The organism is Citrobacter sp. CK195, from assembly GCF_030333365.1.
In the GTDB taxonomy this organism is placed as follows: domain Bacteria; phylum Pseudomonadota; class Gammaproteobacteria; order Enterobacterales; family Enterobacteriaceae; genus Citrobacter_B; species Citrobacter_B koseri.
The window spans coordinates 421,640-445,801 of the sequence record NZ_JAOWGB010000023.1; the positions used below are offsets into that span (position 1 = coordinate 421,640).

A 24,162-nucleotide genomic window follows, 5' to 3' on the forward strand; every position below is an offset into this window, starting at 1 on the left:
AGGGTAAAACAATGAAATTCAGTGAACTGTGGTTACGCGAATGGGTGAACCCGGCAATCGACAGCGATGCGCTGTCGGATCAGATTACGATGGCGGGTCTGGAAGTGGATGGCGTTGACGCCGTCGCCGGTGAGTTCAACGGCGTGGTTGTGGGTGAAGTGGTGGAGTGCGGCCAGCACCCGAACGCAGATAAACTGCGCGTTACGAAAGTGAACGTGGGCGGCGAACGCCTGCTGGATATCGTCTGTGGCGCGCCTAACTGCCGTCAGGGGCTGAAAGTAGCCGTTGCAACTATTGGCGCGGTTCTGCCGGGCGATTTCAAAATCAAAGCCGCTAAACTGCGCGGCGAGCCGTCGGAAGGGATGCTGTGCTCCTTCTCCGAACTGGGGATTTCCGACGACCATAGCGGCATCATCGAATTGCCGGCGGATGCGCCGATCGGAACCGATATCCGCGAATACCTGAAGCTTGACGATAACACCATTGAAATCAGCGTGACGCCGAACCGCGCCGACTGCTTAGGGATCATCGGTGTGGCGCGTGATGTCGCTGTCCTGAACAAAATCGCGCTGGTTGAGCCGGAGATCGCACCTGTTGCAGCCACCATCAATGACACGCTGCCGATCGCGGTTGAAGCGCCGGATGCCTGCCCGCGCTACCTGGGTCGCGTGGTGAAAGGCATTAATGTTAAAGCGCCTACGCCGCTGTGGATGAAAGAGAAGCTGCGTCGCTGCGGCATTCGTTCCATTGACGCTGTCGTTGACGTCACCAACTATGTACTGCTTGAACTGGGTCAGCCGATGCATGCCTTTGACAAAGACCGTATTGAAGGCGGTATTGTCGTGCGTATGGCCAAAGAGGGCGAAACCCTGGTGCTGCTGGACGGCACAGAAGCGAAGCTGAGCACCGATACGCTGGTGATCGCGGATCACCACAAAGCGCTGGCGATGGGCGGTATCTTTGGCGGTGAGCATTCCGGCGTGAATGAGGAAACGCAAAACGTGCTGCTGGAATGCGCGTTCTTTAGCCCGCTGTCTATTACCGGTCGTGCGCGTCGCCACGGTCTGCATACGGATGCTTCCCACCGCTATGAGCGTGGTGTGGACCCGGCGTTGCAGTACAAAGCAATGGAGCGCGCCACCCGCCTGTTGATCGACATTTGCGGCGGCGAAGCCGGTCCGGTTATTGACGTCACGAATGACGCCACGCTGCCGAAACGCGCGACCATTACGCTTCGTCGTAGCAAGCTGGATCGTCTGATCGGGCATCACATTGCCGATGAGCAGGTGAGCGATATTCTGCGTCGTCTGGGCTGCGAAGTGACTGAAGGTCAGGACGAATGGAAAGCGGTCGCGCCGAGCTGGCGTTTCGACATGGAGATTGAAGAAGATCTGGTCGAAGAAGTGGCCCGCGTGTATGGCTACAACAACATTCCTGATGAGCCGATTCAGGCGGGTTTAATCATGGGGACTCACCGTGAAGCCAACTTGTCGCTGAAGCGTGTGAAAACCATGCTCAATGACAAAGGCTACCAGGAAGTGATCACCTATAGCTTTGTCGATCCGAAGGTTCAGCAACTGCTGCATCCGGGCGAAGAAGCGCTGTTGCTGCCAAGCCCGATCTCCATTGAGATGTCGGCGATGCGTCTCTCACTGTGGACCGGCCTGCTGTCAACGGTGGTCTATAACCAGAACCGTCAGCAGAACCGCGTGCGTATCTTTGAAACCGGTCTGCGCTTCGTGCCGGATACCCAGGCAAATCTGGGCATTCGTCAGGATCTGATGCTGGCAGGGGTGATTTGCGGCAACCGTTATGACGAGCACTGGAATCTGGCGAAAGAGACCGTTGATTTCTATGATCTGAAAGGCGATCTGGAAGCGGTGCTGGATCTCACCGGCAAACTGGCCGACATTCAGTTCAGGGCGGAAGCGAATCCGGCGCTGCATCCTGGGCAGTCCGCGGCGATTTATCTGAAAGGTGAACGCATTGGTTTTATTGGGGTTGTTCATCCTGAGCTGGAACGTAAACTGGATCTGAACGGTCGCACTCTGGTGTTTGAACTGGAGTGGAATAAGCTCGCAGACCGCGTGGTGCCTCAGGCGCGCGAGATTTCGCGCTTCCCGGCTAACCGTCGCGACATCGCGGTGGTGGTCGCAGAAAACGTTCCCGCAGCGGATATTTTATCCGAGTGTAAGAAAGTTGGCGTAAATCAGGTAGTTGGCGTAAACTTATTTGACGTGTACCGCGGTAAGGGTGTTGCGGAGGGTTATAAGAGCCTCGCTATCAGCCTGATCCTTCAGGATACCAGCCGTACACTCGAAGAAGAGGAGATTGCCGCTACCGTCGCCAAATGTGTAGAGGCATTAAAAGAGCGATTCCAGGCATCATTGAGGGATTGAACCTATGGCGCTTACAAAAGCTGAAATGTCAGAATATCTGTTTGATAAGCTTGGGCTTAGCAAGCGGGATGCCAAAGAACTGGTCGAGCTGTTTTTCGAGGAGATTCGTCGTGCTCTGGAAAACGGTGAGCAGGTGAAACTCTCTGGTTTTGGTAACTTCGATCTGCGTGATAAGAATCAACGTCCGGGACGTAACCCGAAAACGGGCGAAGATATTCCCATTACAGCACGGCGCGTGGTGACCTTCAGACCCGGACAGAAGTTGAAAAGCCGGGTTGAAAACGCTTCGCCCAAAGAAGAGTAATCTGATCTAACTAAAAAGGCCGCTTTGCGGCCTTTTTTCTTTCCTGTGATGGTTACGCACCGTAAAATCAACATCATCCCTTTTCAGCTGAATGGAAAACATGCTGACTTTTGCCTGCCAACAACAGCGCCGCAATGTGCGCTGGTTATCCAGTCTGTCGGTGCTTATGCTGCTGGCAGTGGTATTAAGCCTGTGCGCAGGAGATCAGTGGATAGCCCCTGGCGACTGGTTCAGCGCCCGTGGTGAACTGTTTGTCTGGCAGATACGACTCCCTCGCACGCTTGCTGTTCTGCTGGTAGGCGCCGCGCTGGCGCTGTCAGGCGCGGTAATGCAGGCGTTATTTGAAAACCCGCTTGCCGAGCCCGGATTGCTTGGCGTCTCCAACGGCGCTGGCGTGGGCCTTATTGCCGCAGTGCTACTGGGGCAAGGTCAGTTACCCGGCTGGGCGCTGGGGATTTGCGCTATTGCCGGCGCGCTTATCATCACACTTATTCTCCTGCGATTTGCCCGTCGACATTTATCAACCAGCCGCCTGCTGCTGGCGGGCGTTGCGCTTGGCATTATTTGCAGCGCGATGATGACGTGGGCCATCTATTTTTCAACCTCCTTTGACCTGCGCCAGTTGATGTACTGGATGATGGGAGGATTCGGCGGGGTGGACTGGCAGCAGGCCTGGCTGATGATTGCCCTGATCCCGGTTTCACTCTGGATTTGCTGCCAGTCGCAGCCGATGAATATTCTGGCGCTGGGCGAAACGTCCGCGCGTCAGCTGGGGCTGCCGCTGTGGTTCTGGCGCAATTTGCTGGTGGTCGCCACGGGCTGGATGGTCGGCGTTAGCGTTGCGCTCGCGGGTTCAATTGGGTTTATCGGCCTGGTGATCCCACATATCTTACGGCTTTGCGGTCTGAGCGATCATCGCGCTTTGCTGCCGGGCTGCGCGCTGGCGGGGGCGATAGCTCTGCTGCTGGCGGATGTTATCGCCCGTCTGGCGCTGGCGTCGGCGGAACTGCCTATCGGCGTAGTGACGGCGACGATGGGGGCGCCGGTCTTCATCTGGCTATTATTAAAATCCAGGCGCTAGCCAAAATGAGAAACGAGGAAGTCATTAGTATGTGGCAACGGATGAAATGGGGTCTGTGTGTGCTGGCGGCACTCAGCGGTTCTGCGATGGCCGCACCGCTGACGGCGCAATACGTGTCGGCTATCGCGACGCAGGAAGAACAGCGTCTTCATGCCCGGATTGGCATTGCGGTACTTGATACGGCGACCAACAGTATCACCCATTATCGGGGAGAAGAACGGTTCCCGTTAAACAGTACGCACAAGCCGCTGTTATGCGCAGCGTTATTACGTGAAGTCGACAGGAAGGCGCTGGCGCTTTCTGCTTCAACGCAGTTTGAACCCTCGCAGCTGGTGGAGTATTCGCCGATTACTGAAAAACATGTGGCGCCAGACGCCATGAGCTGGGCGCAATTGTGCAGCGCGGCGGTAAGCTACAGCGATAACACGGCTGCCAATCTCATCGCCAGGAAGCTCAACGGGCCGCAGGCCGTCACGCAGTTTTTGCGTGATTCGGGGGATACGATAACCCGCCTCGATCGCTATGAGCCCGAACTGAACAGCGCCATTCCCGGTGATGAACGCGACTCCACGACGCCTGTCGCGATAGCGAAGACGCTCAATACGCTACTGCTGGGGAATGTGTTGCAGCCATCCTCAAGAGAGCAGCTTATGCAATGGATGCGGGACGACAAAGTGGCTGACGGTCTGCTGCGTTCGGTCTTGCCGGACGGCTGGAAAATCGCGGATAAAACCGGGGCGGGCGACAACGGTTCGCGTTCTATTGTCAGCGTTGTCTGGCCGACATCACAAAAACCTCTGCTCGTGGTTATCTATATTACACAAACTCCGGCGACAATGGCGCAGCGTGACGCCGCGATTGTCCGCATCGGGGAGTCGCTGTTTTCAACACTCGCAGTCTATGATTAAAAGCTGATATTTGATCACTCACATCCGCCTGTTATATGGGAGACGCTATGCAAGATACCATTCTCAACACTGAAGTGACGACGATCGACGGGGATGTCACCACGCTTGAGAAGTACGCCGGAAACGTACTGCTGGTGGTTAATGTGGCCTCGAAATGTGGCTTAACGCCACAATACGAACAACTGGAGAATATTCAGAAAGCCTGGGCCGACCAGGGCTTTACGGTGTTAGGTTTTCCCTGCAACCAGTTTCTTGGTCAGGAACCTGGCACTGAAGAGGAGATTAAAACCTATTGCAGCACCACCTGGGGCGTCACATTCCCGATGTTCAGCAAGGTTGACGTCAATGGTGAGAACCGCCATCCACTGTATCAGAAGTTGATTACCGCAGCGCCTGCCGCCGTTGCGCCGGAAGGTAGCGGTTTCTATGAGCGCATGGCGAGTAAAGGCCGCGCACCACTTTACCCGGACGATATTTTGTGGAACTTTGAGAAGTTTTTAATCGGCAGGGATGGACAGGTCGTACAGCGTTTCTCACCGGACATGACGCCTGAAGATCCGGGGATGGTGGAAAGTATCAAAATCGCGTTGGCAAAATAATGATCTCGTTGATGCAGTTACAGGATGTTGCCGAAACGACGCGTCTGGGGCCGCTTTCCGGCGACGTTAAGCCTGGCGAGATTCTTCACCTCGTGGGGCCGAATGGGGCAGGGAAAAGTACGCTGCTGGCGCGTATGGCGGGCTTAACCTTCGGGGAAGGCACCGTCATATTCGACGGCGTGTCGCTGGAGGCATGGCCTGCGGCGAAACTGGCTCAACATCGGGCCTATCTCGCGCAGCAGCAGAATCCCCCATTTTCAATGCCGGTCTGGCATTTCCTGACGCTGCATCAACCTGATAAAACGCAAACGAACCTGCTGAATGACGTTGCGCAGGCGCTTGGGCTGAGCGACAAGCTGGGGCGGAGCGCGAATCAACTCTCCGGCGGCGAGTGGCAGCGTGTACGTCTGGCGGCGGTGATATTGCAAATTCACCCTCACGCTAACCCGCGCGGGCAGCTTCTGCTACTGGATGAACCGATGAACAGTCTGGACGTTGCGCAACAAAACGCGCTGGATAGGCTGTTGAGCCAGCTATGCAGCCAGGGTATCGCCATCGTGATGAGCAGCCATGACCTTAACCATACTCTGCGCCACGCGCATCGCGCCTGGTTGCTGAAACAGGGGAAATTGATCGCCAGCGGGCGGCGTGACGAGGTGCTGACGCCGCCAAATCTGGCCCGGGCATACGGCATGAACTTCCGTCGGCTGGACGTTGAAGGCCACAGAATGCTCATATCAACCACTTAAGTTAAATGGGTTCTTGAAAAACACATAATTTCCACGCTAAATAGAAGCAAGAATAAAAAGATAGAGGATTCGTCCTGAATGCGCTTTTGGCTTCTTCTTATCGCAGCACTGTTTTTGGCAGGGTGTAGCAGCCATCGTGCGCCAGCACCTAACGCCAGGCTTTCGGATTCCATTATGGTTATCGCGGGCCTGAACGATCAGCTACAGTCCTGGAGAGGTACACCGTATCGCTATGGCGGAATGAGCCGTAGCGGGGTGGACTGCTCGGGATTTGTGTTGATGACGATGCGCGACAAATTTGATTTACAACTGCCGCGTGAAACGCGCCAACAGTCAAAAATTGGTACGGAAATCGACAAAGATGAACTGCTGCCCGGCGACCTGGTCTTTTTTAAAACCGGATCGGGGGAAAGTGGTTTGCACGTCGGCATTTATGATACCAACAATCAATTTATTCATGCGTCTACCAGCCGCGGCGTGATGCGCTCATCGCTCGACAATGTCTACTGGCGGAAAAATTTCTGGCAGGCGAGACGTATTTAATGCTATCGATGGTAAAGCGGATACCCAGCGGCCGCTTCATCATCTATATTTAAGAAATTGATTTCTCATTGTCTGAATGCCAGGGCTATCGTGAGTTATCAGAAATAGTTTTAACCCTACATTTTGCAAAAGTATTTTTAGTCAAAATGATTTATCCGGTGTCTTGCGGAAAATGCAAAACTGGATATTGGTTTATAATCGAGATAAGCTAAAAAAAGGACCCGGTTTACCGGCTAAAAAGGAAAAAATGAAAGCACCTCCAGTCGTATCAGAAATGACATCTTTCTTCGTTCTTTCTTACAGGATGCCGGATTACACCCATGCAGCGGGGCTGGCACAATGATTGTTTCACTGGATAACTTTTATCATTCTCACCTTTATTTTGTTCCTGCCCGAACCGAGAAAGAGAAACTCGTCGGCCTGGAGATTGTTGCAAACTTTGTCACTGAAGACGGTAATGTCCGTATGCCGACGGAGCTGGTCATGCCGCGCCTGTCAGCAGAAGAACAGCGTTGTCTGTTCGAAGAAAAACTCGCATTGCTGGAAACGTGCCAACATTTTTTTATTCAACATAAACTTATTGCCTGGATTAATTTAACGCCAGCCGTCGTCGCATCATTATTATCAGACGGCGAGTTTGTATCCCATGTAAGGCGCTTTCCATTTTTGGAACTGATGATTAATGAGAATTATCCTGAATTAAGTCTTGGGAAAGAGAATCAAATTCTGGCTGAGTTAGCCGGACGATTTCCCCTCATCCTTGCCAATTTCGGCGCTGGCGATACATCGATAAAAGCGATCTTTGATGGTCTCTTCAAACGCGTCGCGCTGGATAAAAACTTTGTCCAGCAAAGATCCGCAAGTCTTTCTTTTGAACCCTTTATGCAGGCTATTATTTCGCAGATATCACCGTGCTGTGATTCGATAATGATTGCGGGTATTGATACTGAAGAGATGCTGGCGCGGATATCATCAATGGGATTTAGCGCGCTGCAAGGATGTTTATGGCCTGCCGTGCCAGCGAGCCAGGTTACGACGCTGGTTCAGGGATAACCTTTTTATTTGCTGGTGTTTAAGCGGGTATTAACCGTCTACACTACAGGCAGGAGGCTCTATGACCCTGTCTTTTACATCCCGCTGGCGTGACGAACTGCCAGCCACATATACAGCACTTTCTCCAACTCCTCTGAGTCATGCCCGCCTGATTTGGCATAACGATGCGCTGGCGCAGCAGCTGGCGATACCACCTTCGTTGTTTGATATGGAAAACGGCGCAGGCGTGTGGGGCGGCGAGTCATTACTGCCCGGCATGTCGCCTCTGGCTCAGGTTTATAGCGGCCATCAGTTTGGCGTCTGGGCCGGCCAGCTCGGTGATGGACGCGGTATTCTGTTAGGCGAACAACTGCTGGCGGACGGCAGTACGCTTGACTGGCACCTGAAAGGCGCCGGACTAACGCCATACTCCCGCATGGGCGACGGGCGAGCAGTGCTGCGCTCAACGATCCGTGAAAGTCTGGCCAGCGAGGCGATGCACTATCTTGGCATCCCCACAACGCGGGCGCTGTCTATCGTCACCAGCGACACGCCTGTTTACAGGGAAACGGTTGAATCCGGCGCGATGCTCATGCGTCTGGCGCAAAGCCATATGCGTTTCGGTCATTTCGAACATTTTTACTATCGGCGTGAGCCGGATAAAGTCCGTCAGCTGGCCGATTTTGCGATTCGCCATTACTGGCCGCAATTTCAGGCGGAAGAGGACAAGTATGCGCTCTGGTTCCGGGACGTTGTGGCGCGCACGGCGAGGTTGATTGCTGACTGGCAAACGGTAGGTTTTGCGCATGGCGTGATGAACACCGATAACATGTCTGTACTGGGGCTGACGATAGATTATGGCCCTTTCGGTTTCCTGGATGATTATCAGCCAGGGTTTATCTGTAACCACTCCGATCACCAGGGGCGCTATAGCTTCGATAATCAGCCGGCTGTCGGATTGTGGAATCTGCAACGCCTGGCGCAAACCCTGTCGCCGTTTATGCCGGTCGATACGCTGAATGATGCGCTGGATGGCTATCAGCTGGCGTTGCTCACGCACTACGGGCAGCGCATGCGGCAAAAACTGGGCTTCTTTACCGAACAAAAAGAGGACAACGCGCTTCTCAACGAGCTTTTCGCCCTGATGGCGCGCGAAGGCAGCGATTATAGCCGAACGTTCCGTATGTTGAGTCAGACTGAGCAACAGAGCGCGGCATCGCCGCTGCGTGACGAATTTATCGATCGCGCGGCCTTTGACGGGTGGTTCAGCCGTTACCGGGCGCGTTTACAGCAGGAACAGATGGATGACGCAACGCGTCAACAGCACATGCAGCGCGTGAATCCTGCGGTGGTGCTGCGCAACTGGCTGGCGCAACGCGCGATAGCCAGCGCTGAGCAGGGGGATATGGGCGAATTACATCAACTGCATCAGGTTCTGCGCGACCCCTTTACCGACAGAGATGACGATTATGTCAGCCGTCCGCCGGACTGGGGTAAACGGCTGGAAGTCAGTTGCTCAAGCTGATTGCTACTTGGTCAACAGCAACTTACCTGCCTGCGTCTTGCGCAGCAGGTATTCCTGGCCGTCATGATCGATGATGACTTTGCCTTCAGGGCCTAACAATGTCTGGCTGCTGATACGCCGCTCGGCAGCAGGGGAAGGGGGCACGCTGTCTCTTTCCTTAAAATGAAGTAACTCAATGTCGTCCATATGTGGCATATCGCTAATTAATAATAATCAGTTTAACAATGATTATTATTATCAATATTGTGTATGGCGACAGCAAGTGTTAATTCTGGTAGCAAATCAGGCGAGTGGGGAATGCGTGGAGGGGAAAGAAGCGCGCCCATCCCCCGCGAGGATGGGCATGATGTCAAAAACGGCTATCAACCGCTGAGGCAAGTTTTTCTAACAGTAATTCAGTATCTTCCCAGTTCAGGCAAGGGTCGGTAATGGACTGACCGTACACCAGCGGCTGACCGCTGACGATTTTCTGCGTACCTTCACGCAGGAAACTTTCGGCCATGATCCCGGCAATTGCGGTAGAACCGTTACGGATTTGCTGGCAGATATCATCACAAACTTCTAACTGGCGGCGATGCTGCTTCTGGCAGTTACCGTGGCTGAAGTCCACCACCAGGTGTTCCGGCAGACCAAACTCATGCAGCGTATCGCAGGCGGCAGCGATGTCTTCCGCGTGGTAATTCGGTTTTTTACCGCCGCGCATGATGATATGGCCGTACGGGTTCCCGCTGGTCTGATAAATCGTCATCTGGCCAGTTTTATCCGGCGAGAGGAACATATGGCTGGCGCGCGACGCGCGAATCGCATCAACGGCGATGCGCGTGTTGCCATCTGTCCCGTTTTTAAACCCAACCGGGCAGGAGAGCGCGGAAGCCATTTCACGGTGAATCTGGCTTTCCGTCGTGCGCGCGCCAATGGCCCCCCAACTGATCAAATCGGCAATAAACTGGCCGGTGACCATGTCGAGAAATTCGGTGGCGGTGGGGACACCCAGCTCATTGACCTGCAACAGCAGCTTGCGCGCCAGTTCGAGGCCATGATTTACGCGGTAACTGCCATTTAAATCGGGATCGGAGATGAGGCCTTTCCAGCCCACAACCGTGCGCGGTTTTTCAAAATAGGTGCGCATAACGATTTCCAGACGCGCCTGATGCGTGTTGCGCAACGTTTGCAAGCGCGTTGCGTATTCCATCGCAGCGTCCAGATCGTGAATCGAGCAGGGGCCGATGATCACCAGCAGGCGGCGATCTTCACCATTTAATATTTTTTCAATCCGGCGTCGGGAGTCAGTAACGTGGCTGGCGACGGAGGATGATACAGGATGACGTAGCGCTAGCTCAGCAGGGGTGACCAGGCTGTCAATACGCGCGGTACGCAGTTCGTCGGTTCTGTTCATTACAAGTCTCAGAAATTTGTTGCTTCAACGGCAGGACTACCGGGAAGTGATGGGCATCACAATAACACACTTCAACCTTCACCTGCTGATTTCAAATGCGAGGCGTTTCACACCTCGCAAGCAGAGCGGCATGATAGCAAAAAATTGAACTCTTGCACTAGTTTGTTAGTACATTCGACGATTCAGCCCCATGATGTCGAGAATCTTGGTGGCAATTTCTTCTACCGAATAGTTAGTACTGTTCAGGCAAGGGATCTGATTTTTACGATAGAGCGCTTCAACTTCCGCAACCTCCATCCGGCACTGGCGTAGCGATGCGTAGCGGCTGTTTTCACGGCGTTCCTCACGGATTGCCGCCAGGCGTTCCGGGTCAATGGTCAGGCCAAAAAGCTTATGCTGTAGCGGTTTAAGCGACGTGGGCAACACCAGGTTATCCATATCGTCAGCAATAAAGGGGTAGTTCGCCGCCCGGATGCCAAACTGCATCGCCAGATAGAGGCTGGTCGGCGTTTTTCCGCAGCGTGAAACCCCCAGCAGGATCACCTGCGCCTGATCCAGATTGCGCAAGGAGATCCCATCGTCGTGCGCAAGGGTATAGTCGATTGCCGCGATACGCGCGTCATACTTGTTGAGGTTGCCGGGGTTAAGCCCGTGGGTGCGATGCGCGATTGGCGTTGGGTCGAGCTTCATTTCCTGCTGTAGCGGCGCCACCAGCGCCTGCACGATGTCCTGACAGAACCCTTCGCTTTGTAAGATGATGGCGCGAATTTCCGGCAGAACAATCGAATAGAACACCAGCGGACGCACGCCAGTTTGCTGATAAATCGCGTCGATCTGATCTTTCACGGCCCTGGCGCGACTCTCGTTTTCAACGAACGGCAGCGTAATGCTGCTGATGGTCACAGGGAATTGCGACATCACCGCATGACCCAAAACCTCGGCGGTGATGGCCGTACCATCGGAAATATAAAAAACATGGCGATCAACAACATTATCCATTTTGTTTATCCTGAGGAGCAAACATAATTATCTGAAAGCATAAATTAAAATTTGCCAGAAGCGTATATCACGATGCTTATTTTATAAAATGAAACGCTATTTTTATATTAAGTGAAAAGTGCATTTCATTTTTTGGAACTTATGTTTATACCGACAGTTTTTGGGGAGATCGCCCGTCGCCCGCGGGTTTGCGCAAATGCGTAAACAATCTGAAAAAATAAAAAATAAATCTGCTTGAACGATTCACCGTTTTTTTCAGGGGTTTAAATATGTAAAGATAAATACGCAATAATGTAGTTTCTAAACTCGTTCATTTATCACAAAAGGATTGTTCGATGTCCAACAATGGCTCGTCACCGCTGGTGCTTTGGTATAACCAACTCGGCATGAATGATGTAGACAGAGTTGGGGGCAAAAATGCCTCCCTGGGTGAAATGATTACTAACCTTTCCGGTATGGGTGTTTCCGTACCGAATGGTTTTGCAACGACCGCCGATGCGTTTAACCAGTTTCTGGATCAAAGCGGCGTAAACCAGCGTATTTATGAACTGCTGGATCAAACGGATATTGACGATGTCACCGCGCTGGCGAAGGCCGGCGCGCAGATCCGCCAGTGGATTATCGACACTCCTTTCCAGCCAGAGCTGGAAAACGCGATTCGCGATGCCTATGCACAGCTCTCTGCGGATGATGCGCAGGCGTCTTTCGCCGTGCGCTCGTCCGCAACGGCTGAAGATATGCCGGATGCCTCTTTCGCCGGCCAGCAGGAAACCTTCCTCAACGTGCAGGGTTTCGATGCGGTGCTGGTGGCGGTGAAACATGTTTTTGCCTCGCTGTTTAATGACCGCGCTATCTCTTATCGCGTTCACCAGGGGTATGACCATCGCGGCGTCGCGCTCTCCGCTGGCGTACAGCGGATGGTGCGCTCCGACCTGGCTTCGTCCGGGGTTATGTTCTCTATTGATACCGAGTCCGGTTTCGATCAGGTGGTGTTTATCACTTCAGCCTGGGGTCTGGGCGAGATGGTAGTGCAGGGCGCAGTCAACCCGGATGAATTCTACGTGCATAAACCGACGCTGGCGGCGAATCGCCCGGCGATCGTTCGTCGCACGATGGGGTCGAAAAAAATCCGAATGGTTTACGCGCCAACCCAGGAGCACGGCAAGCAGGTCAAAATTGAAGATGTGCCGCAGGAACAGCGCGACATCTTTTCGCTGACCAACGAAGAAGTGCAGGAACTGGCGAAACAGGCCGTACAGATTGAGAAACACTACGGTCGCCCGATGGATATCGAATGGGCGAAAGACGGCCATACCGGCAAACTGTTTATTGTACAGGCTCGCCCGGAAACCGTCCGTTCTCGTGGTCAGGTAATGGAGCGCTACACGCTGCATGCGCAGGGGAAAGTGGTCGCGGAAGGCCGCGCCATCGGACATCGCATTGGCGCGGGGGCGGTTAAAGTCATTCACGACATTAGCGAAATGAACCGTATCCAGCCTGGCGACGTGCTGGTGACTGACATGACCGACCCGGACTGGGAACCGATCATGAAGAAAGCAGCGGCCATCGTGACCAACCGTGGCGGTCGTACCTGCCACGCGGCCATTATTGCCCGTGAACTGGGTATTCCGGCGGTTGTCGGCTGCGGCGACGCGACGGAACGCATGAAGGATGATGAAAACGTCACCGTTTCTTGCGCCGAAGGCGATACCGGCTATGTCTACGCAGACCTGCTCGACTTCAGCGTCAAAAGTTCAAGCGTGGACACCATGCCCGATCTGCCGTTGAAAGTCATGATGAACGTCGGTAACCCGGATCGCGCCTTTGACTTCGCCTGCCTGCCGAATGAAGGCGTTGGCCTGGCGCGTCTCGAATTTATTATCAACCGAATGATTGGCGTGCACCCTCGCGCACTGCTGGAATTTGATGACCAGGACGCGAAACTGCAAAACGAAATCCGCGAGATGATGAAAGGCTTCGATTCACCGCGTGAGTTCTATGTCGGTCGTCTGACAGAGGGCATTGCGACGCTGGGCGCGGCATTTTATCCGAAACGCGTTATCGTGCGCCTGTCGGATTTCAAATCGAATGAATACGCCAACCTGGTGGGCGGCGAGCGTTACGAACCCGATGAAGAGAACCCGATGCTGGGCTTCCGTGGCGCCGGTCGCTATGTCTCTGACAGCTTCCGTGATTGCTTCGCGCTGGAATGTGAAGCGGTGAAACGCGTGCGCAACGATATGGGGCTGACCAACGTGGAGATCATGATCCCGTTCGTACGTACCGTTGAGCAGGCGAAAGCGGTAGTTGACGAGCTGGCGCGTCAGGGGCTGAAACGGGGTGAGAACGGGCTGAAGATCATCATGATGTGTGAGATTCCGTCCAACGCCCTGTTGGCTGAACAATTCCTGGAGCACTTTGACGGCTTCTCGATTGGTTCTAACGACATGACGCAGCTGGCGCTGGGTCTGGATCGCGACTCCGGCGTGGTTTCTGAACTGTTCGATGAGCGCAATGAGGCGGTGAAAGCGCTGCTGTCGATGGCGATCCGCGCGGCGAAGAAACAAGGCAAGTATGTTGGCATCTGTGGTCAGGGGCCGTCCGATCACGAGGACTTCGCCGCCTGGCTGATGGAAGAGGGAATCGACAGCCTGTCGCTGAACCCGGACACCGTCGTACAGACCTGGTTGAGTCTGGCTGAACTGAAAAAATAAGCGTCAGCGCTGATTCTAATCCGCAACGGCTCCCGTAAAAAGGAGCCGTTTTTTTTTGCGATGCGCGCTATCCCGCCCGACGTCATGCGTGGGCATATCAGAATTGTTGGCGATGGAGAAAAGGGGTGTGAGGGCAGGCACTTAAAAAAAGGCCCATCGTGGGAGATGGGCAAAGACTACACACAGCAATTCGTTGTTTCACTCAGGGGATTTCCATGCTTATAAATCAAGGCGTTGATTTATAACCGTGCCCTAATAGTAGGCGTGGAGATTTTTTGCGTCGATCAGATTCGTCCCAATAGTTTAAAAACTATGAAGAATTTGCGACGTAAATGAATTACGTAAGGAGGATTACGCCATAAGGCAGGTTGGTCAGGATGCTAATTGATGAGCAATGCTAAAGTATCGGCCGACCGAATGCGTCGATCGGCCGATGGGGTTTATTTATGGCTGTCCTCAATCTCCTCCAGTTCTTCGAGGAGTTCGTCAGGGTCGTTTCCCGGCGCGGGCACTTCATGCACCCATGCGGAGAACAGACGCCAGGAAACCGCCAGCAATACCGGACCGATAAACAGACCGATCATTCCAAAGGCAATCAGCCCGCCGATAACGCCAGAGAGAATCAGGATCAGCGGCAGGTCAGCGCCCATACGAATCAATACCGGGCGAATCACGTTATCCAGCGTACCGACCACGCAGCTCCACACCAGCAGCACCGTGCCCCAGGTCGTATCGCCCGTCCAGTACAGCCAAATGATTGCCGGGATTAACACCGGTAACGGCCCCAGTTGCACCAGGCAGGAGAGGATCATGACGACCGTCAGCAGCGTTGCGTAAGGCACGCCGGAAATGGCGAGGCCAATCCCGCCGAGAATTGCCTGAACCAGCGCGGTGACAACCACACCCAATGCAACGGCGCGGATGGCCTGAGCCGCCAGCAGCACGGCGGCATCGCCGCGTTTCGCGGCCAGACGACTGGCGAAGTGGCGGATGCCCAATGCCACCTGTTCGCCGCGCCAGTACAGCAGGGCGCTGAACAGCAGCATCAGACCACAGTGCATCATAAAGCGACCGATATGCGCGGCCTGACCCACAAACCAGGTCGTGGTGGTGCCAATATAAGGACGCACTTTCGCCATGATCGCCGTGCCGCCCATATCCAGCAGGTTGTGCCACCCGGCATACAATTTGGCGCCAATCAGCGGAATACTGTTTAACCAGGCCAGGTCGGGCAACGTCATGTCGCCGGCGGTGACGGCGTGGATGAGCGGGCCGCTACCGTCCACGATGCTGTTGACCAGCAGGGCGATGGGAATAATGAACAGCAGAACCAACAATAGCGTCATAACCAGAACGGCCAGAGAACGGCGGCCCCAGAGTATTTTCTGTAAACGTAACAAAACGGGCCAGGTCGCAATAACGATCGTTCCCGCCCATGCAAAACCAAGGACAAAGGGACGCACAATCCACAAGCAGGCCACGATCATGATGGCTAAAAACAGCACCGACAGCAGCACTTGCGCGATATCCCTGGGCTGACGAAGATTTACCATAAATACCTTTTCACCTTTTCTGTGCGTCAGAACGTTGACGCGACGCGAACACGCGAACCTTACCCCATAATGATGAGCAATTTCAGCGGTTTTTAACAGGCGGATTCTGCCTGTAATTCTGCTGGGCGTGTAAGAAAAAAATGTGATACAACAAACAGAGCAACACGCAAACGATTAAATTCACAATACAGACCGCAGGAAAGGGTCACTATAATGATTCCACAGATTTCTCAGGCACCTGGCGTCGTTCAGCTGGTGCTCAATTTTTTGCAGGCGCTGGAGCAGCAAGGGTTTACCGGCGATACGGCAACGAATTACGCCGATCGTCTGACAATGTCGACAGATAACAGTATCTATCAGCTTCTTCCTGATGCTGTGGTTTTCCCGCGTTCAACGGCGGATGTGGCGCTTATCGCCCGTCTGGCGGCAGAGTCGCGCTTCGCCTCATTGATTTTTACCCCGCGCGGCGGCGGCACCGGCACCAATGGTCAGGCGCTGAACCAGGGCATTATCGTTGATATGTCCCGCTATATGAGCCGCATTATTGAAATTAACCCGGAAGAGGGCTGGGTGCGGGTTGAAGCCGGGGTGATCAAAGATCAACTCAATCAGTATCTGAAGCCGTATGGCTACTTCTTTGCCCCGGAGCTTTCGACCAGCAACCGTGCGACCCTCGGGGGGATGATCAATACCGATGCGTCCGGTCAGGGGTCGTTAGTTTACGGTAAGACATCCGATCATGTGCTGGGCGTTCGCGCGGTACTGCTGGGTGGCGATATTCTGGATACCCAGGTAATGCCGGTCGAACTTGCGGAAACGCTCGGTAAAAGCAACACCGCGATCGGTCGCATCTATAACACCGTATACCAGCGTTGTCGGGAAAACCGACAGCTGATTATTGATAAGTTTCCCAGACTCAACCGCTTCTTAACGGGCTACGACTTACGCCATGTCTTTAACGATGAGATGACGGAGTTCGACTTAACGCGCGTGCTGACCGGTTCTGAAGGCACGCTGGCGTTTATCACGGAAGCGCGTCTGGATATTACTCCGCTGCCTAAAGTTCGCCGTCTGGTGAACGTCAAATATGACTCTTTTGATTCCGCGTTGCGTAACGCGCCCTTTATGGTCGAGGCGCGGGCGCTCTCGGTGGAAACCGTCGATTCTAAAGTGCTTAATCTGGCGAGGGAGGACATCGTCTGGCACTCCGTCAGTGAGCTGATTACCGATGTGCCTGATAAAGAGATGCTGGGCCTGAACATCGTCGAGTTCGCCGGGGATGACGAAGCGGCTATTGATGCTCAGGTGAGCGCGTTGTGCCAGCGTCTGGATGAGCTGATTGCTCGCCAGGAGGCCGGGGTGATCGGCTGGCAGCTGTGCGCGGAGCTGGCGGGCGTGGAGCGTATCTATGCCATGCGGAAAAAAGCGGTTGGTCTGTTGGGTAATGCCAAAGGCGCGGCCAAACCGATTCCATTTGCGGAAGATACCTGCGTGCCGCCGGAGCATCTGGCCGACTATATTGCTGAATTCCGCGCGCTGCTCGACGGTCATGGCTTAAGTTATGGCATGTTCGGGCATGTTGATGCCGGGGTGCTGCACGTCAGACCCGCGCTGGATATGTGCGATCCGCAACAGGAAATTCTGATGAAGAGTCTTTCCGATGATGTGGTGGCGCTCACCGCGAAATATGGCGGTCTGCTGTGGGGCGAGCACGGTAAAGGTTTTCGCGCTGAATATAGCCCGGCGTTTTTTGGCGAGCAGCTTTATGGCGAACTACGCAAAGTGAAGGCGGCGTTCGACCCGCAAAACCGCCTGAACCCCGGAAAAATTTGTCCGCCGGAAGGCATTGATGCGCCGATGATGAAGGTCGATGCGGTGAAACGCGGTACTTACGATCGGCAGATTCCACTGGCGGTGCGTCAGGTCTGGCGCGGGGCGATGGAGTGTAACGGCAATGGCCTGTGCTTCAACTTTGACGCCAAAAGCCCGATGTGCCCATCAATGAAAATCAGCCTGAATCGCATTCACTCTCCCAAAGGGCGTGCGACGCTGGTGCGTGAATGGTTGCGCCTGCTGGCCGACCGTGGGGTTGATCCGCTACAGCTGGAAAAAGAGCTGCCGGAAAAACGCGCCAGTCTGCGGACGTTAATTGCCCGTACCCGCAACAGCTGGCACGCTCGTAAAGGCGAATATGATTTCTCCCATGAGGTGAAGGAGGCGATGTCGGGTTGCCTGGCGTGCAAAGCCTGCTCGACACAATGTCCGATTAAAATAGACGTGCCGGAGTTCCGCTCACGCTTCCTGGCGCTTTACCACACGCGCTACCTGCGTCCGCTGCGCGATCATATGGTGGCGACGGTCGAAAGCTATGCGCCATTAATGGCGCGGGCGCCGAAAACCTTTAACTTCTTTCTCAATCAGCCGTTGGTGCGAAACCTCGCGAAGAAACATATCGGCATGGTGGATTTGCCGCTACTTTCGACGCCGTCGCTGCAACAGCAAATGGTCGGGCACCGTTCCGCCAATATGACGCTGGAACAGCTTGAACTCCTGAGCCAGGAGCAAAAAGAGCGTACGGTGCTGGTGGTGCAGGACCCGTTTACCAGTTACTACGATGCGCAGGTGGTGGCGGATTTTATCCGGCTGGTGGAAAAGCTCGGCATTCAGCCTGTATTGCTGCCGTTCTCGCCAAATGGCAAGGCCCAGCACATCAAAGGGTTCCTTAACCGATTTGCGAAGACGGCGAAGAAAACGGCCGAATTTCTCAATCGGGTGGCGCAGTTGCGTATCCCGATGGTCGGTGTCGACCCGGCGCTGGTGCTTTGCTATCGTGATGAATACAAACAAACCCTCGGCGAACAGCGTGGTGATTTCCACGTACAGCTGGTGAATGAGTGGCTGCCGACGGTGCTGGCGTCCCGACAGCCTCTTGCCGTGAGCGGTGAGCCCTGGTATTTCTTTGGGCATTGTACCGAAGTGACGGCATTGCCTGGCGCACCGGCGCAGTGGGCGGCCATTTTTGCACGCTTAGGGGCGAAGCTGGAGAGCGTCAGCGTAGGCTGCTGCGGCATGGCGGGTACTTACGGCCATGAAGTGAAAAATCATGAAAATTCGCTGGGGATCTATGCGCTGTCGTGGCAACAGGCGATGGCGCGACTGCCGCGCAATCGCTGCCTGGCGACCGGTTACTCTTGCCGCAGCCAGGTAAAACGCATTGAAGGCACCGGGGTTCGCCATCCGTTACAGGCACTACTGGAGATTATTGGATGATCTGGAAACGTAAAGTCACGCTCGAAGCGCTGAACGCTCTGGGCGAAGGGAACATGGTGGGGCTACTGGATATTCGCTTTGAGCATATTAGCGACGATACGCTGGAAGCAACAATGCCGGTGGATAGCCGTACAAAGCAACCTTTTGGTCTGCTACACGGCGGCGCGTCCGTTGTGCTGGCTGAAAGTATCGGCTCGGTTGCGGGCTATCTGTGCACGCAGGGCGAACAGAAAGTCGTGGGGCTGGAGGTGAATGCCAACCACGTTCGCTCAGCGCGTGAAGGGCGCGTCAGAGGGGTGTGCAAAGCGCTGCATACCGGCTCTCGTCATCAGGTCTGGCAGATCGATATTTTTGATGAGCAGGGGCGGCTGTGCTGTTCTTCACGTCTGACAACTGCCGTTGTGTGACGTTGTCACAAAATATCTTTATCGCAGACTGCTTTTGGTCAAAATGTGTGCAGAAAAAAGTGTTATACTGTGCACGTTTTGAACATAAGCGAGGATGATATGTCTACCGATTTAGACCCAACCCAACTGGCAATTGAATTTTTACGCCGTGATAAAACCGAGCTTTCTCCAGCCCAGTATTTGAAGCGCTTAAAACAATTAGAGCTGGAATTTGCCGATTTACTCACGCTCTCTTCCTCTGAGCTAAAAGAAGAGATTTACTTTGCCTGGCGTCTGGGCGTTCATTGATTCCGCACTGTTTTATCGCTCGGTGAATTAACACCAACAGAAAACCCCGACACGCTCTGCCGGGGTTATTTTTTGGCTATGAGCGGCGGTTTACCACTTCATTTCACCGGTATTCACTTTCGCGCTCAGCGTCAGGGAACTTTCGTCAGCGAGGCCAGGCCAGGCGGCGGTCATCGTTTTGATGACATACTCTGACCCTTTTTTCGCCTCAAGCGCTTGCTCAAAGGATTGCAGGTAATCCTGCGTGAAGCGTATAGCGGCGTCGCCTGCTGGACGTTCACCGATATAGTGACCCGGAATCACCTGGGTCGGCTGCAAACTGTGCATCTCTGTCAACACATGACGCCAGGCCGCACGCTGCTCAGGAGACTGGGTATCCGCCGTCCAGACATGGATACCGGATGCGATTCCCGTTCCGCCAAGTATTGCGCGGTTTGCCGGGACCCAGACGTAAGCGGCGTAATCGTTCGGGTGACGCAGTTCCAGCGTTTCCCCATCAATCGTAAATTGTGTCTCGGTAGTTGCCTGCGGGATGGTGAGCGCCGCTGGCGCGCCATCTTTCATTTGCGGGCCCCAGTATTGCAGTTTGGCGTCTTTCGTTGCGCGAATGTGTTCCACCACATGCGGCGTTGCCAGAACTTTCACGTTCGGGAAGGCTTTTACAATCGGTTCCAGACCAAAATAGAAATCTGGATCGCCGGAGGTAATCACGATGGCTTTCAGCGACTTGCCGCTATTTTTAATCATTTCGACCAGCTTTTCCCCGTCTTTGGTACTGAACTGCGCGTCGAATAAAATGGCTTCTTTAGGGCCAGAGACCAGCGTGGAAGAAACCGGGAAAATCGCGTTTTCCTGCGGATTATAAACGTCGAGTTGCAGCGGGGCGGCGAACAATGGCGCGCTAGTCAGCGACAGCAGAAGTGCCAGCGTTTTGATTTTCATTCTGAGTGACCTTATCGGCAGATGATGTTGATTTATTTACGTGGCTTATTTTAAGCAAATCTCGATCTGTTAAAATTCCCCTATCAGGACATGCTGAGTTTCATAAAACGATCGGATGGAAGGTTATGGACAGAGTGATGGCGGCAACGGTGTTTAACCATATCTGCGATTTGGGTAGCCTGAGCGCGGCTGCGCGCGCATTAGGGATCTCCAGGCCGATGGTGAGCCGTTATCTGGATGAAATGGAGAAATGGGCCGGAGCCAGACTTATTCATCGTTCGTCGCGCCGCCTGACGATCACGCCTGCCGGAGAAGACGCGTTGATGAAAACGCGAACGCTGGCGCGGCTTTCCCTGGATATTGCGGGGGCGACCGGGCGAGAGGTGCCGTCCGGCACGTTGCGCGTCGCCTGCGCCCATTTCACCGCGATGCATATTCTTGCCCCAATGCTGCCCGCTTTTTTAGCGCGTTATCCTGAATTGCGCATTGAAGTGGAGATTAATAATCAGCCTGTCAGTTTAGTGGGGGAGCGTATTGATGTGGCGATACGCATTACCGATAACCCTGAGCCAGGGACAATTGCGCGTCGGCTTGGTGACTGTGAGTCTGTGCTCTGCGCGTCTCCTGACTATCTGCATCGCTATGGCACACCGCAGACGCCGGAGGCGCTGGCGCAACACAATTGCCTCTATTACAGCGGATTTGCTGGAAAATCCTGGCATTTTCTGGATGAGCAGGGAGAACCGATCTCTGTTGCGATCAAGGGCAACCTGAGTGCCGGAATCTCTTCGCTTTTGTGTGAAGCGGCGCTGGCAGGGATGGGGATTGCGCTGGTGCCGGAAAAAGAGGCGCGAGAGGGGCTGGCGCAGGAGAAACTGGTTCGTTTGTTGCCCCATCTACAACCGCGGCAATTAGCCGTATACGGGTTATACCTTTCCCGTGAGCATCAGCCCGCCGCGCTACGCCTGTTTCTTGAGGCGGTGCAGGGCGCGATGCGCGACGGTGAAACCTGTTCCTGACGCAGCATAAGGCGTATAAAAATTGTGCAGAAAGCAAGATCTGTTAAATACGCGATGCAAACTTATGAGAATATTCTTACACCCCTTCAAGAGCTAAGCCTGAAATGAGTGCCGGAGATAAGCGCCGGGTGGGGCAACGAACGATCGGTGTTATTCATACAATACCGATCGTTCGTTGTTAATTACTCCGTTCTTTCTTTTTCACGTTAGTGGATTTGCTAATCCGACGGTTGTTTGAGCTATTGTTTAGCACCGTCATCGTCCGCTTTTGACCCCCATTTTTATTGATAACCCTATCTCAAAAATAGGCATTTTCGATACATATTTAATTTTTTAACCTGCCGCGCTGTTTACTCTTCTTAAATGCTTTATCTATCAATGTATTGAATAAAATAATCCATCACTGATAACCCTCGTAACAAGGTCTATGCTTAGTAAAAGTGGTCAAAAAGGGCGGTTAACCCGAATGACCCTTCTGTCAGAGGGTTGAAGTGATAATCATTATCACTAACATGGTGTTATGCCCTGGTGGCTTATTACACGAGGTGGACCTATGGAATTGCATTCAGGAACATTTAATCCAGACGATTTTGCATGGCGTGGTCTGACGCTAACGCCTGAGGCGGCGGCGCATATTCGTGACCTGGTCGCGAAGCAACCCGGCATGCTTGGCGTACGTTTAGGCGTGAAGCAGACGGGGTGCGCGGGATTTGGTTACGTGCTGGATACCGTCAGCGAGCCGGAAAAGGACGATCTGTTGTTTGAAACGGAGGGCGCGAGGTTGTACGTGCCGCTTCAGGCCATGCCGTTTATTGACGGGACAGAGGTCGATTATGTGCGCGAAGGATTAAACCAGTTATTTAAATTTCATAACCCGAAAGCCCAGAACGAATGCGGCTGTGGCGAAAGCTTCGGGGTATAGGCGGTACTATGTCTCGTAATACTGAAGCAACTGACGATGTCAAAACCTGGACCGGTGGTCCACTGAATTATAAAGAAGGCTTCTTCACCCAGTTACAGACTGACGAGCTGGCAAAAGGCATCAGCGAAGAGGTCGTGCGTGCGATTTCCACCAAAAGAAATGAGCCGGAGTGGATGCTGGAGTTTCGCCTTAATGCGTACAAAGCCTGGCTTGAAATGGAAGAGCCGCACTGGCTGAAAGCGCACTACGATAAGCTGAATTATCAGGATTACAGTTATTACTCTGCGCCATCGTGCGGTAACTGTGATGAGACGTGCGCGTCAGAACCGGGTGCTGTACAGCAAACCGGTGCGAATGCGTTTCTCAGCAAAGAGGTGGAAGACGCCTTCGAACAGCTTGGCGTACCGGTACGTGAGGGTAAAGAGGTGGCGGTGGATGCCATTTTCGACTCCGTTTCCGTTGCCACCACCTACCGGGAAAAGCTGGCGGAACAGGGCATCATCTTCTGTTCGTTTGGCGAGGCGATTCACGATCACCCTGAGCTGGTGAAGAAATATCTGGGCACCGTGGTGCCGGGTAATGACAACTTTTTTGCTGCGCTGAACGCTGCGGTAGCGTCTGACGGCACCTTCATTTATGTGCCGAAAGGCGTTCGTTGCCCGATGGAGCTGTCGACCTATTTCCGAATCAACGCGGAAAAAACAGGGCAGTTCGAACGCACCATTCTGGTGGCGGATGAGGGCAGCTACGTCAGCTACATCGAAGGGTGTTCTGCGCCAGTGCGCGACAGCTACCAGCTGCACGCGGCGGTGGTAGAGGTGATCATCCACAAAGATGCCGAAGTAAAATATTCCACCGTGCAAAACTGGTTCCCCGGCGATAACAACACCGGCGGGATACTGAACTTCGTCACCAAGCGCGCGCTGTGCGAAGGTGAAAACAGCAAGATGTCGTGGACGCAGTCCGAAACGGGGTCGGCCATCACCTGGAAATACCCGAGCTGCATTCTGCGCGGCGATAACTCCATCGGTGAGTTTTACTCTGTGGCGCTGACCAGCGGTCATCAGCAGGCCGACACCGGCACCAAAATGATCCACATCGGTAAGAACACCAAATCGACCATTATTTCAAAAGGGATCTCCGCCGGGAATAGCCAGAACAGCTATCGCGGGCTGGTGAAGATCATGCCGACGGCAACCAATGCCCGTAACTTTACCCAGTGCGACTCAATGCTGATTGGCGCGGACTGCGGCGCGCACACCTTCCCGTATGTCGAGTGTCGTAATAACAGCGCCCAGCTTGAGCACGAGGCGACGACGTCGCGGATCGGTGAAGATCAGCTCTTTTACTGCCTGCAACGCGGCATCAGCGAAGAGGATGCCATCTCGATGATTGTTAATGGCTTCTGTAAAGACGTCTTCTCTGAACTGCCGCTGGAATTTGCCGTTGAAGCGCAAAAATTGCTGGCAATCAGCCTTGAACACAGCGTCGGTTAAGTATTAAGGAAAGCAC

General features: G+C 53.9%; 22 protein-coding genes and 1 other RNA gene. 17 read left to right on the forward strand and 6 right to left on the reverse strand.

Going from position 1 to position 24,162, the window contains the following annotated elements:
* Positions 1-11: 11 nt before the first annotated feature.
* The 10 genes from pheT (at position 12) to selO (ending at position 9,140) form a co-directional block, all read left to right on the forward strand.
* Positions 12-2,399 carry a phenylalanine--tRNA ligase subunit beta gene (gene pheT / locus OGX93_RS10580; RefSeq protein ID WP_104868726.1) on the forward strand — a complete coding sequence of 796 codons (2,388 nt, stop codon included), beginning with the start codon at positions 12-14 and terminating at the stop codon, positions 2,397-2,399.
* A 4-nt stretch (positions 2,400-2,403) separates the two neighbouring features.
* Complete coding sequence (gene ihfA, locus OGX93_RS10585) at positions 2,404-2,703, forward strand: integration host factor subunit alpha (protein ID WP_001229266.1); 300 nt, start codon at positions 2,404-2,406, stop codon at positions 2,701-2,703.
* Between the two features lie 100 nt (positions 2,704-2,803).
* Positions 2,804-3,784, forward strand: a complete 981-nt coding sequence (gene btuC, locus OGX93_RS10590) for a vitamin B12 ABC transporter permease BtuC (RefSeq protein WP_071258189.1) — start codon at positions 2,804-2,806, stop codon at positions 3,782-3,784.
* A gap of 29 nt (positions 3,785-3,813) precedes the next feature.
* Positions 3,814-4,692 carry a class A beta-lactamase gene (bla, locus tag OGX93_RS10595; RefSeq protein WP_232623387.1) on the forward strand — a complete coding sequence of 293 codons (879 nt, stop codon included), beginning with the start codon at positions 3,814-3,816 and terminating at the stop codon, positions 4,690-4,692.
* 47 nt (positions 4,693-4,739) lie between these two features.
* Positions 4,740-5,291, forward strand: coding sequence for a glutathione peroxidase (locus OGX93_RS10600; RefSeq protein ID WP_198448231.1), 552 nt, complete (start codon positions 4,740-4,742; stop codon positions 5,289-5,291).
* Positions 5,291-6,040: a vitamin B12 ABC transporter ATP-binding protein BtuD gene (btuD, locus tag OGX93_RS10605; RefSeq protein WP_198448230.1), complete on the forward strand. Its 750-nt coding sequence runs from the start codon at positions 5,291-5,293 to the stop codon at positions 6,038-6,040. Before OGX93_RS10600 ends, btuD begins: the two co-directional genes overlap by 1 nt.
* Positions 6,041-6,118: 78 nt before the next feature.
* Positions 6,119-6,583, forward strand: coding sequence for a C40 family peptidase (locus OGX93_RS10610; RefSeq protein ID WP_012132602.1), 465 nt, complete (start codon positions 6,119-6,121; stop codon positions 6,581-6,583).
* Positions 6,584-6,755: 172 nt separating this feature from the next.
* Positions 6,756-6,926: a hypothetical protein gene (locus OGX93_RS10615; RefSeq protein WP_153257548.1), complete on the forward strand. Its 171-nt coding sequence runs from the start codon at positions 6,756-6,758 to the stop codon at positions 6,924-6,926.
* Entirely contained in the window at positions 6,923-7,636 is a 714-nt protein-coding gene (locus tag OGX93_RS10620) for an EAL domain-containing protein (protein WP_012132600.1), read from the forward strand. The genes OGX93_RS10615 and OGX93_RS10620 overlap by 4 nt, the downstream gene beginning before the upstream one ends.
* 61 nt (positions 7,637-7,697) lie before the next feature.
* The gene (selO, locus tag OGX93_RS10625; RefSeq protein WP_275147396.1) at positions 7,698-9,140 is read left to right on the forward strand and encodes a protein adenylyltransferase SelO; all 1,443 of its coding nucleotides are present in this window, start codon (positions 7,698-7,700) and stop codon (positions 9,138-9,140) included.
* A gap of 3 nt (positions 9,141-9,143) precedes the next feature.
* Here selO and hemP read toward each other — a convergent pair whose 3' ends face one another.
* From hemP to ppsR, 3 genes are all read right to left on the reverse strand, one after another.
* Entirely contained in the window at positions 9,144-9,335 is a 192-nt protein-coding gene (gene hemP / locus OGX93_RS10630; protein WP_047457344.1) for a hemin uptake protein HemP, read from the reverse strand.
* A gap of 154 nt (positions 9,336-9,489) precedes the next feature.
* Positions 9,490-10,536: a 3-deoxy-7-phosphoheptulonate synthase AroH gene (gene aroH / locus OGX93_RS10635; protein WP_012132596.1), complete on the reverse strand. Its 1,047-nt coding sequence runs from the start codon at positions 10,534-10,536 to the stop codon at positions 9,490-9,492.
* Between the two features lie 165 nt (positions 10,537-10,701).
* On the reverse strand, positions 10,702-11,535 hold the full coding sequence (ppsR, locus tag OGX93_RS10640) for a posphoenolpyruvate synthetase regulatory kinase/phosphorylase PpsR (protein WP_012132595.1): 834 nt from the start codon (positions 11,533-11,535) through the stop codon (positions 10,702-10,704).
* Between the two features lie 335 nt (positions 11,536-11,870).
* On the opposite strand from ppsR, the gene ppsA reads away from it, so the two are divergent.
* Positions 11,871-14,249 (forward strand): phosphoenolpyruvate synthase, encoded by a 2,379-nt coding sequence (gene ppsA / locus OGX93_RS10645; RefSeq protein WP_012132593.1) that lies wholly within the window; start codon positions 11,871-11,873, stop codon positions 14,247-14,249.
* A gap of 141 nt (positions 14,250-14,390) precedes the next feature.
* On the opposite strand, the gene rprA is transcribed toward ppsA, so the two are convergent.
* Together rprA and ydiK are read right to left on the reverse strand one after the other, a co-directional pair.
* Positions 14,391-14,498, reverse strand: an RNA gene (gene rprA, locus OGX93_RS10650) — antisense sRNA RprA.
* A gap of 191 nt (positions 14,499-14,689) precedes the next feature.
* Entirely contained in the window at positions 14,690-15,802 is a 1,113-nt protein-coding gene (ydiK, locus tag OGX93_RS10655) for an AI-2E family transporter YdiK (RefSeq protein WP_112002392.1), read from the reverse strand.
* A 213-nt stretch (positions 15,803-16,015) separates the two neighbouring features.
* Between ydiK and ydiJ the strand changes: the two genes are divergently transcribed.
* The 3 genes from ydiJ to OGX93_RS10670 all read left to right on the forward strand — a co-directional run bounded on the left by ydiJ (position 16,016) and on the right by OGX93_RS10670 (position 19,767).
* Entirely contained in the window at positions 16,016-19,072 is a 3,057-nt protein-coding gene (gene ydiJ / locus OGX93_RS10660; protein WP_286449618.1) for a D-2-hydroxyglutarate dehydrogenase YdiJ, read from the forward strand.
* A complete protein-coding gene (menI, locus tag OGX93_RS10665; protein WP_012132590.1) occupies positions 19,069-19,479 on the forward strand; it encodes a 1,4-dihydroxy-2-naphthoyl-CoA hydrolase in 411 nt (136 codons plus the stop codon). The genes ydiJ and menI overlap by 4 nt, the downstream gene beginning before the upstream one ends.
* A 99-nt stretch (positions 19,480-19,578) precedes the next feature.
* The gene (locus OGX93_RS10670) at positions 19,579-19,767 is read left to right on the forward strand and encodes a YdiH family protein (RefSeq protein ID WP_024130379.1); all 189 of its coding nucleotides are present in this window, start codon (positions 19,579-19,581) and stop codon (positions 19,765-19,767) included.
* A gap of 90 nt (positions 19,768-19,857) precedes the next feature.
* On the opposite strand, the gene OGX93_RS10675 is transcribed toward OGX93_RS10670, so the two are convergent.
* On the reverse strand, positions 19,858-20,709 hold the full coding sequence (locus OGX93_RS10675; RefSeq protein ID WP_199971529.1) for a Vmh family MBL fold metallo-hydrolase: 852 nt from the start codon (positions 20,707-20,709) through the stop codon (positions 19,858-19,860).
* A 125-nt stretch (positions 20,710-20,834) separates the two neighbouring features.
* Between OGX93_RS10675 and OGX93_RS10680 the strand changes: the two genes are divergently transcribed.
* The 3 genes from OGX93_RS10680 to sufB all read left to right on the forward strand — a co-directional run bounded on the left by OGX93_RS10680 (position 20,835) and on the right by sufB (position 24,146).
* Positions 20,835-21,728 (forward strand): LysR family transcriptional regulator, encoded by an 894-nt coding sequence (locus OGX93_RS10680; RefSeq protein ID WP_286449617.1) that lies wholly within the window; start codon positions 20,835-20,837, stop codon positions 21,726-21,728.
* Positions 21,729-22,281: 553 nt separating this feature from the next.
* Positions 22,282-22,650, forward strand: coding sequence for a Fe-S cluster assembly scaffold SufA (gene sufA, locus OGX93_RS10685; RefSeq protein WP_012132586.1), 369 nt, complete (start codon positions 22,282-22,284; stop codon positions 22,648-22,650).
* An 8-nt stretch (positions 22,651-22,658) separates the two neighbouring features.
* Positions 22,659-24,146 carry a Fe-S cluster assembly protein SufB gene (gene sufB, locus OGX93_RS10690; protein WP_049011809.1) on the forward strand — a complete coding sequence of 496 codons (1,488 nt, stop codon included), beginning with the start codon at positions 22,659-22,661 and terminating at the stop codon, positions 24,144-24,146.
* Positions 24,147-24,162: the final 16 nt, after the last annotated feature.

Bases quoted from the DNA above. Each gene is read 5' to 3' on its own strand.
- OGX93_RS10615 (WP_153257548.1), top strand. From the start codon at position 6,756: ATGCAAAACTGGATATTGGTTTATAATCGAGATAAGCTAAAAAAAGGA.
- ppsR (WP_012132595.1), bottom strand. From the start codon at position 11,535: ATGGATAATGTTGTTGATCGCCATGTTTTTTATATTTCCGATGGTACG.
- bla (WP_232623387.1), top strand. From the start codon at position 3,814: ATGTGGCAACGGATGAAATGGGGTCTGTGTGTGCTGGCGGCACTCAGC.
- pheT (WP_104868726.1), top strand. From the start codon at position 12: ATGAAATTCAGTGAACTGTGGTTACGCGAATGGGTGAACCCGGCAATC.
- sufA (WP_012132586.1), top strand. From the start codon at position 22,282: ATGGAATTGCATTCAGGAACATTTAATCCAGACGATTTTGCATGGCGT.
- ppsA (WP_012132593.1), top strand. From the start codon at position 11,871: ATGTCCAACAATGGCTCGTCACCGCTGGTGCTTTGGTATAACCAACTC.
- ydiK (WP_112002392.1), bottom strand. From the start codon at position 15,802: ATGGTAAATCTTCGTCAGCCCAGGGATATCGCGCAAGTGCTGCTGTCG.
- ihfA (WP_001229266.1), top strand. From the start codon at position 2,404: ATGGCGCTTACAAAAGCTGAAATGTCAGAATATCTGTTTGATAAGCTT.
- OGX93_RS10610 (WP_012132602.1), top strand. From the start codon at position 6,119: ATGCGCTTTTGGCTTCTTCTTATCGCAGCACTGTTTTTGGCAGGGTGT.
- aroH (WP_012132596.1), bottom strand. From the start codon at position 10,536: ATGAACAGAACCGACGAACTGCGTACCGCGCGTATTGACAGCCTGGTC.
- OGX93_RS10670 (WP_024130379.1), top strand. From the start codon at position 19,579: ATGTCTACCGATTTAGACCCAACCCAACTGGCAATTGAATTTTTACGC.
- ydiJ (WP_286449618.1), top strand. From the start codon at position 16,016: ATGATTCCACAGATTTCTCAGGCACCTGGCGTCGTTCAGCTGGTGCTC.
- OGX93_RS10675 (WP_199971529.1), bottom strand. From the start codon at position 20,709: ATGAAAATCAAAACGCTGGCACTTCTGCTGTCGCTGACTAGCGCGCCA.
- menI (WP_012132590.1), top strand. From the start codon at position 19,069: ATGATCTGGAAACGTAAAGTCACGCTCGAAGCGCTGAACGCTCTGGGC.
- OGX93_RS10600 (WP_198448231.1), top strand. From the start codon at position 4,740: ATGCAAGATACCATTCTCAACACTGAAGTGACGACGATCGACGGGGAT.
- selO (WP_275147396.1), top strand. From the start codon at position 7,698: ATGACCCTGTCTTTTACATCCCGCTGGCGTGACGAACTGCCAGCCACA.
- btuD (WP_198448230.1), top strand. From the start codon at position 5,291: ATGATCTCGTTGATGCAGTTACAGGATGTTGCCGAAACGACGCGTCTG.
- OGX93_RS10680 (WP_286449617.1), top strand. From the start codon at position 20,835: ATGGACAGAGTGATGGCGGCAACGGTGTTTAACCATATCTGCGATTTG.
- OGX93_RS10620 (WP_012132600.1), top strand. From the start codon at position 6,923: ATGATTGTTTCACTGGATAACTTTTATCATTCTCACCTTTATTTTGTT.
- sufB (WP_049011809.1), top strand. From the start codon at position 22,659: ATGTCTCGTAATACTGAAGCAACTGACGATGTCAAAACCTGGACCGGT.
- btuC (WP_071258189.1), top strand. From the start codon at position 2,804: ATGCTGACTTTTGCCTGCCAACAACAGCGCCGCAATGTGCGCTGGTTA.
- hemP (WP_047457344.1), bottom strand. From the start codon at position 9,335: ATGCCACATATGGACGACATTGAGTTACTTCATTTTAAGGAAAGAGAC.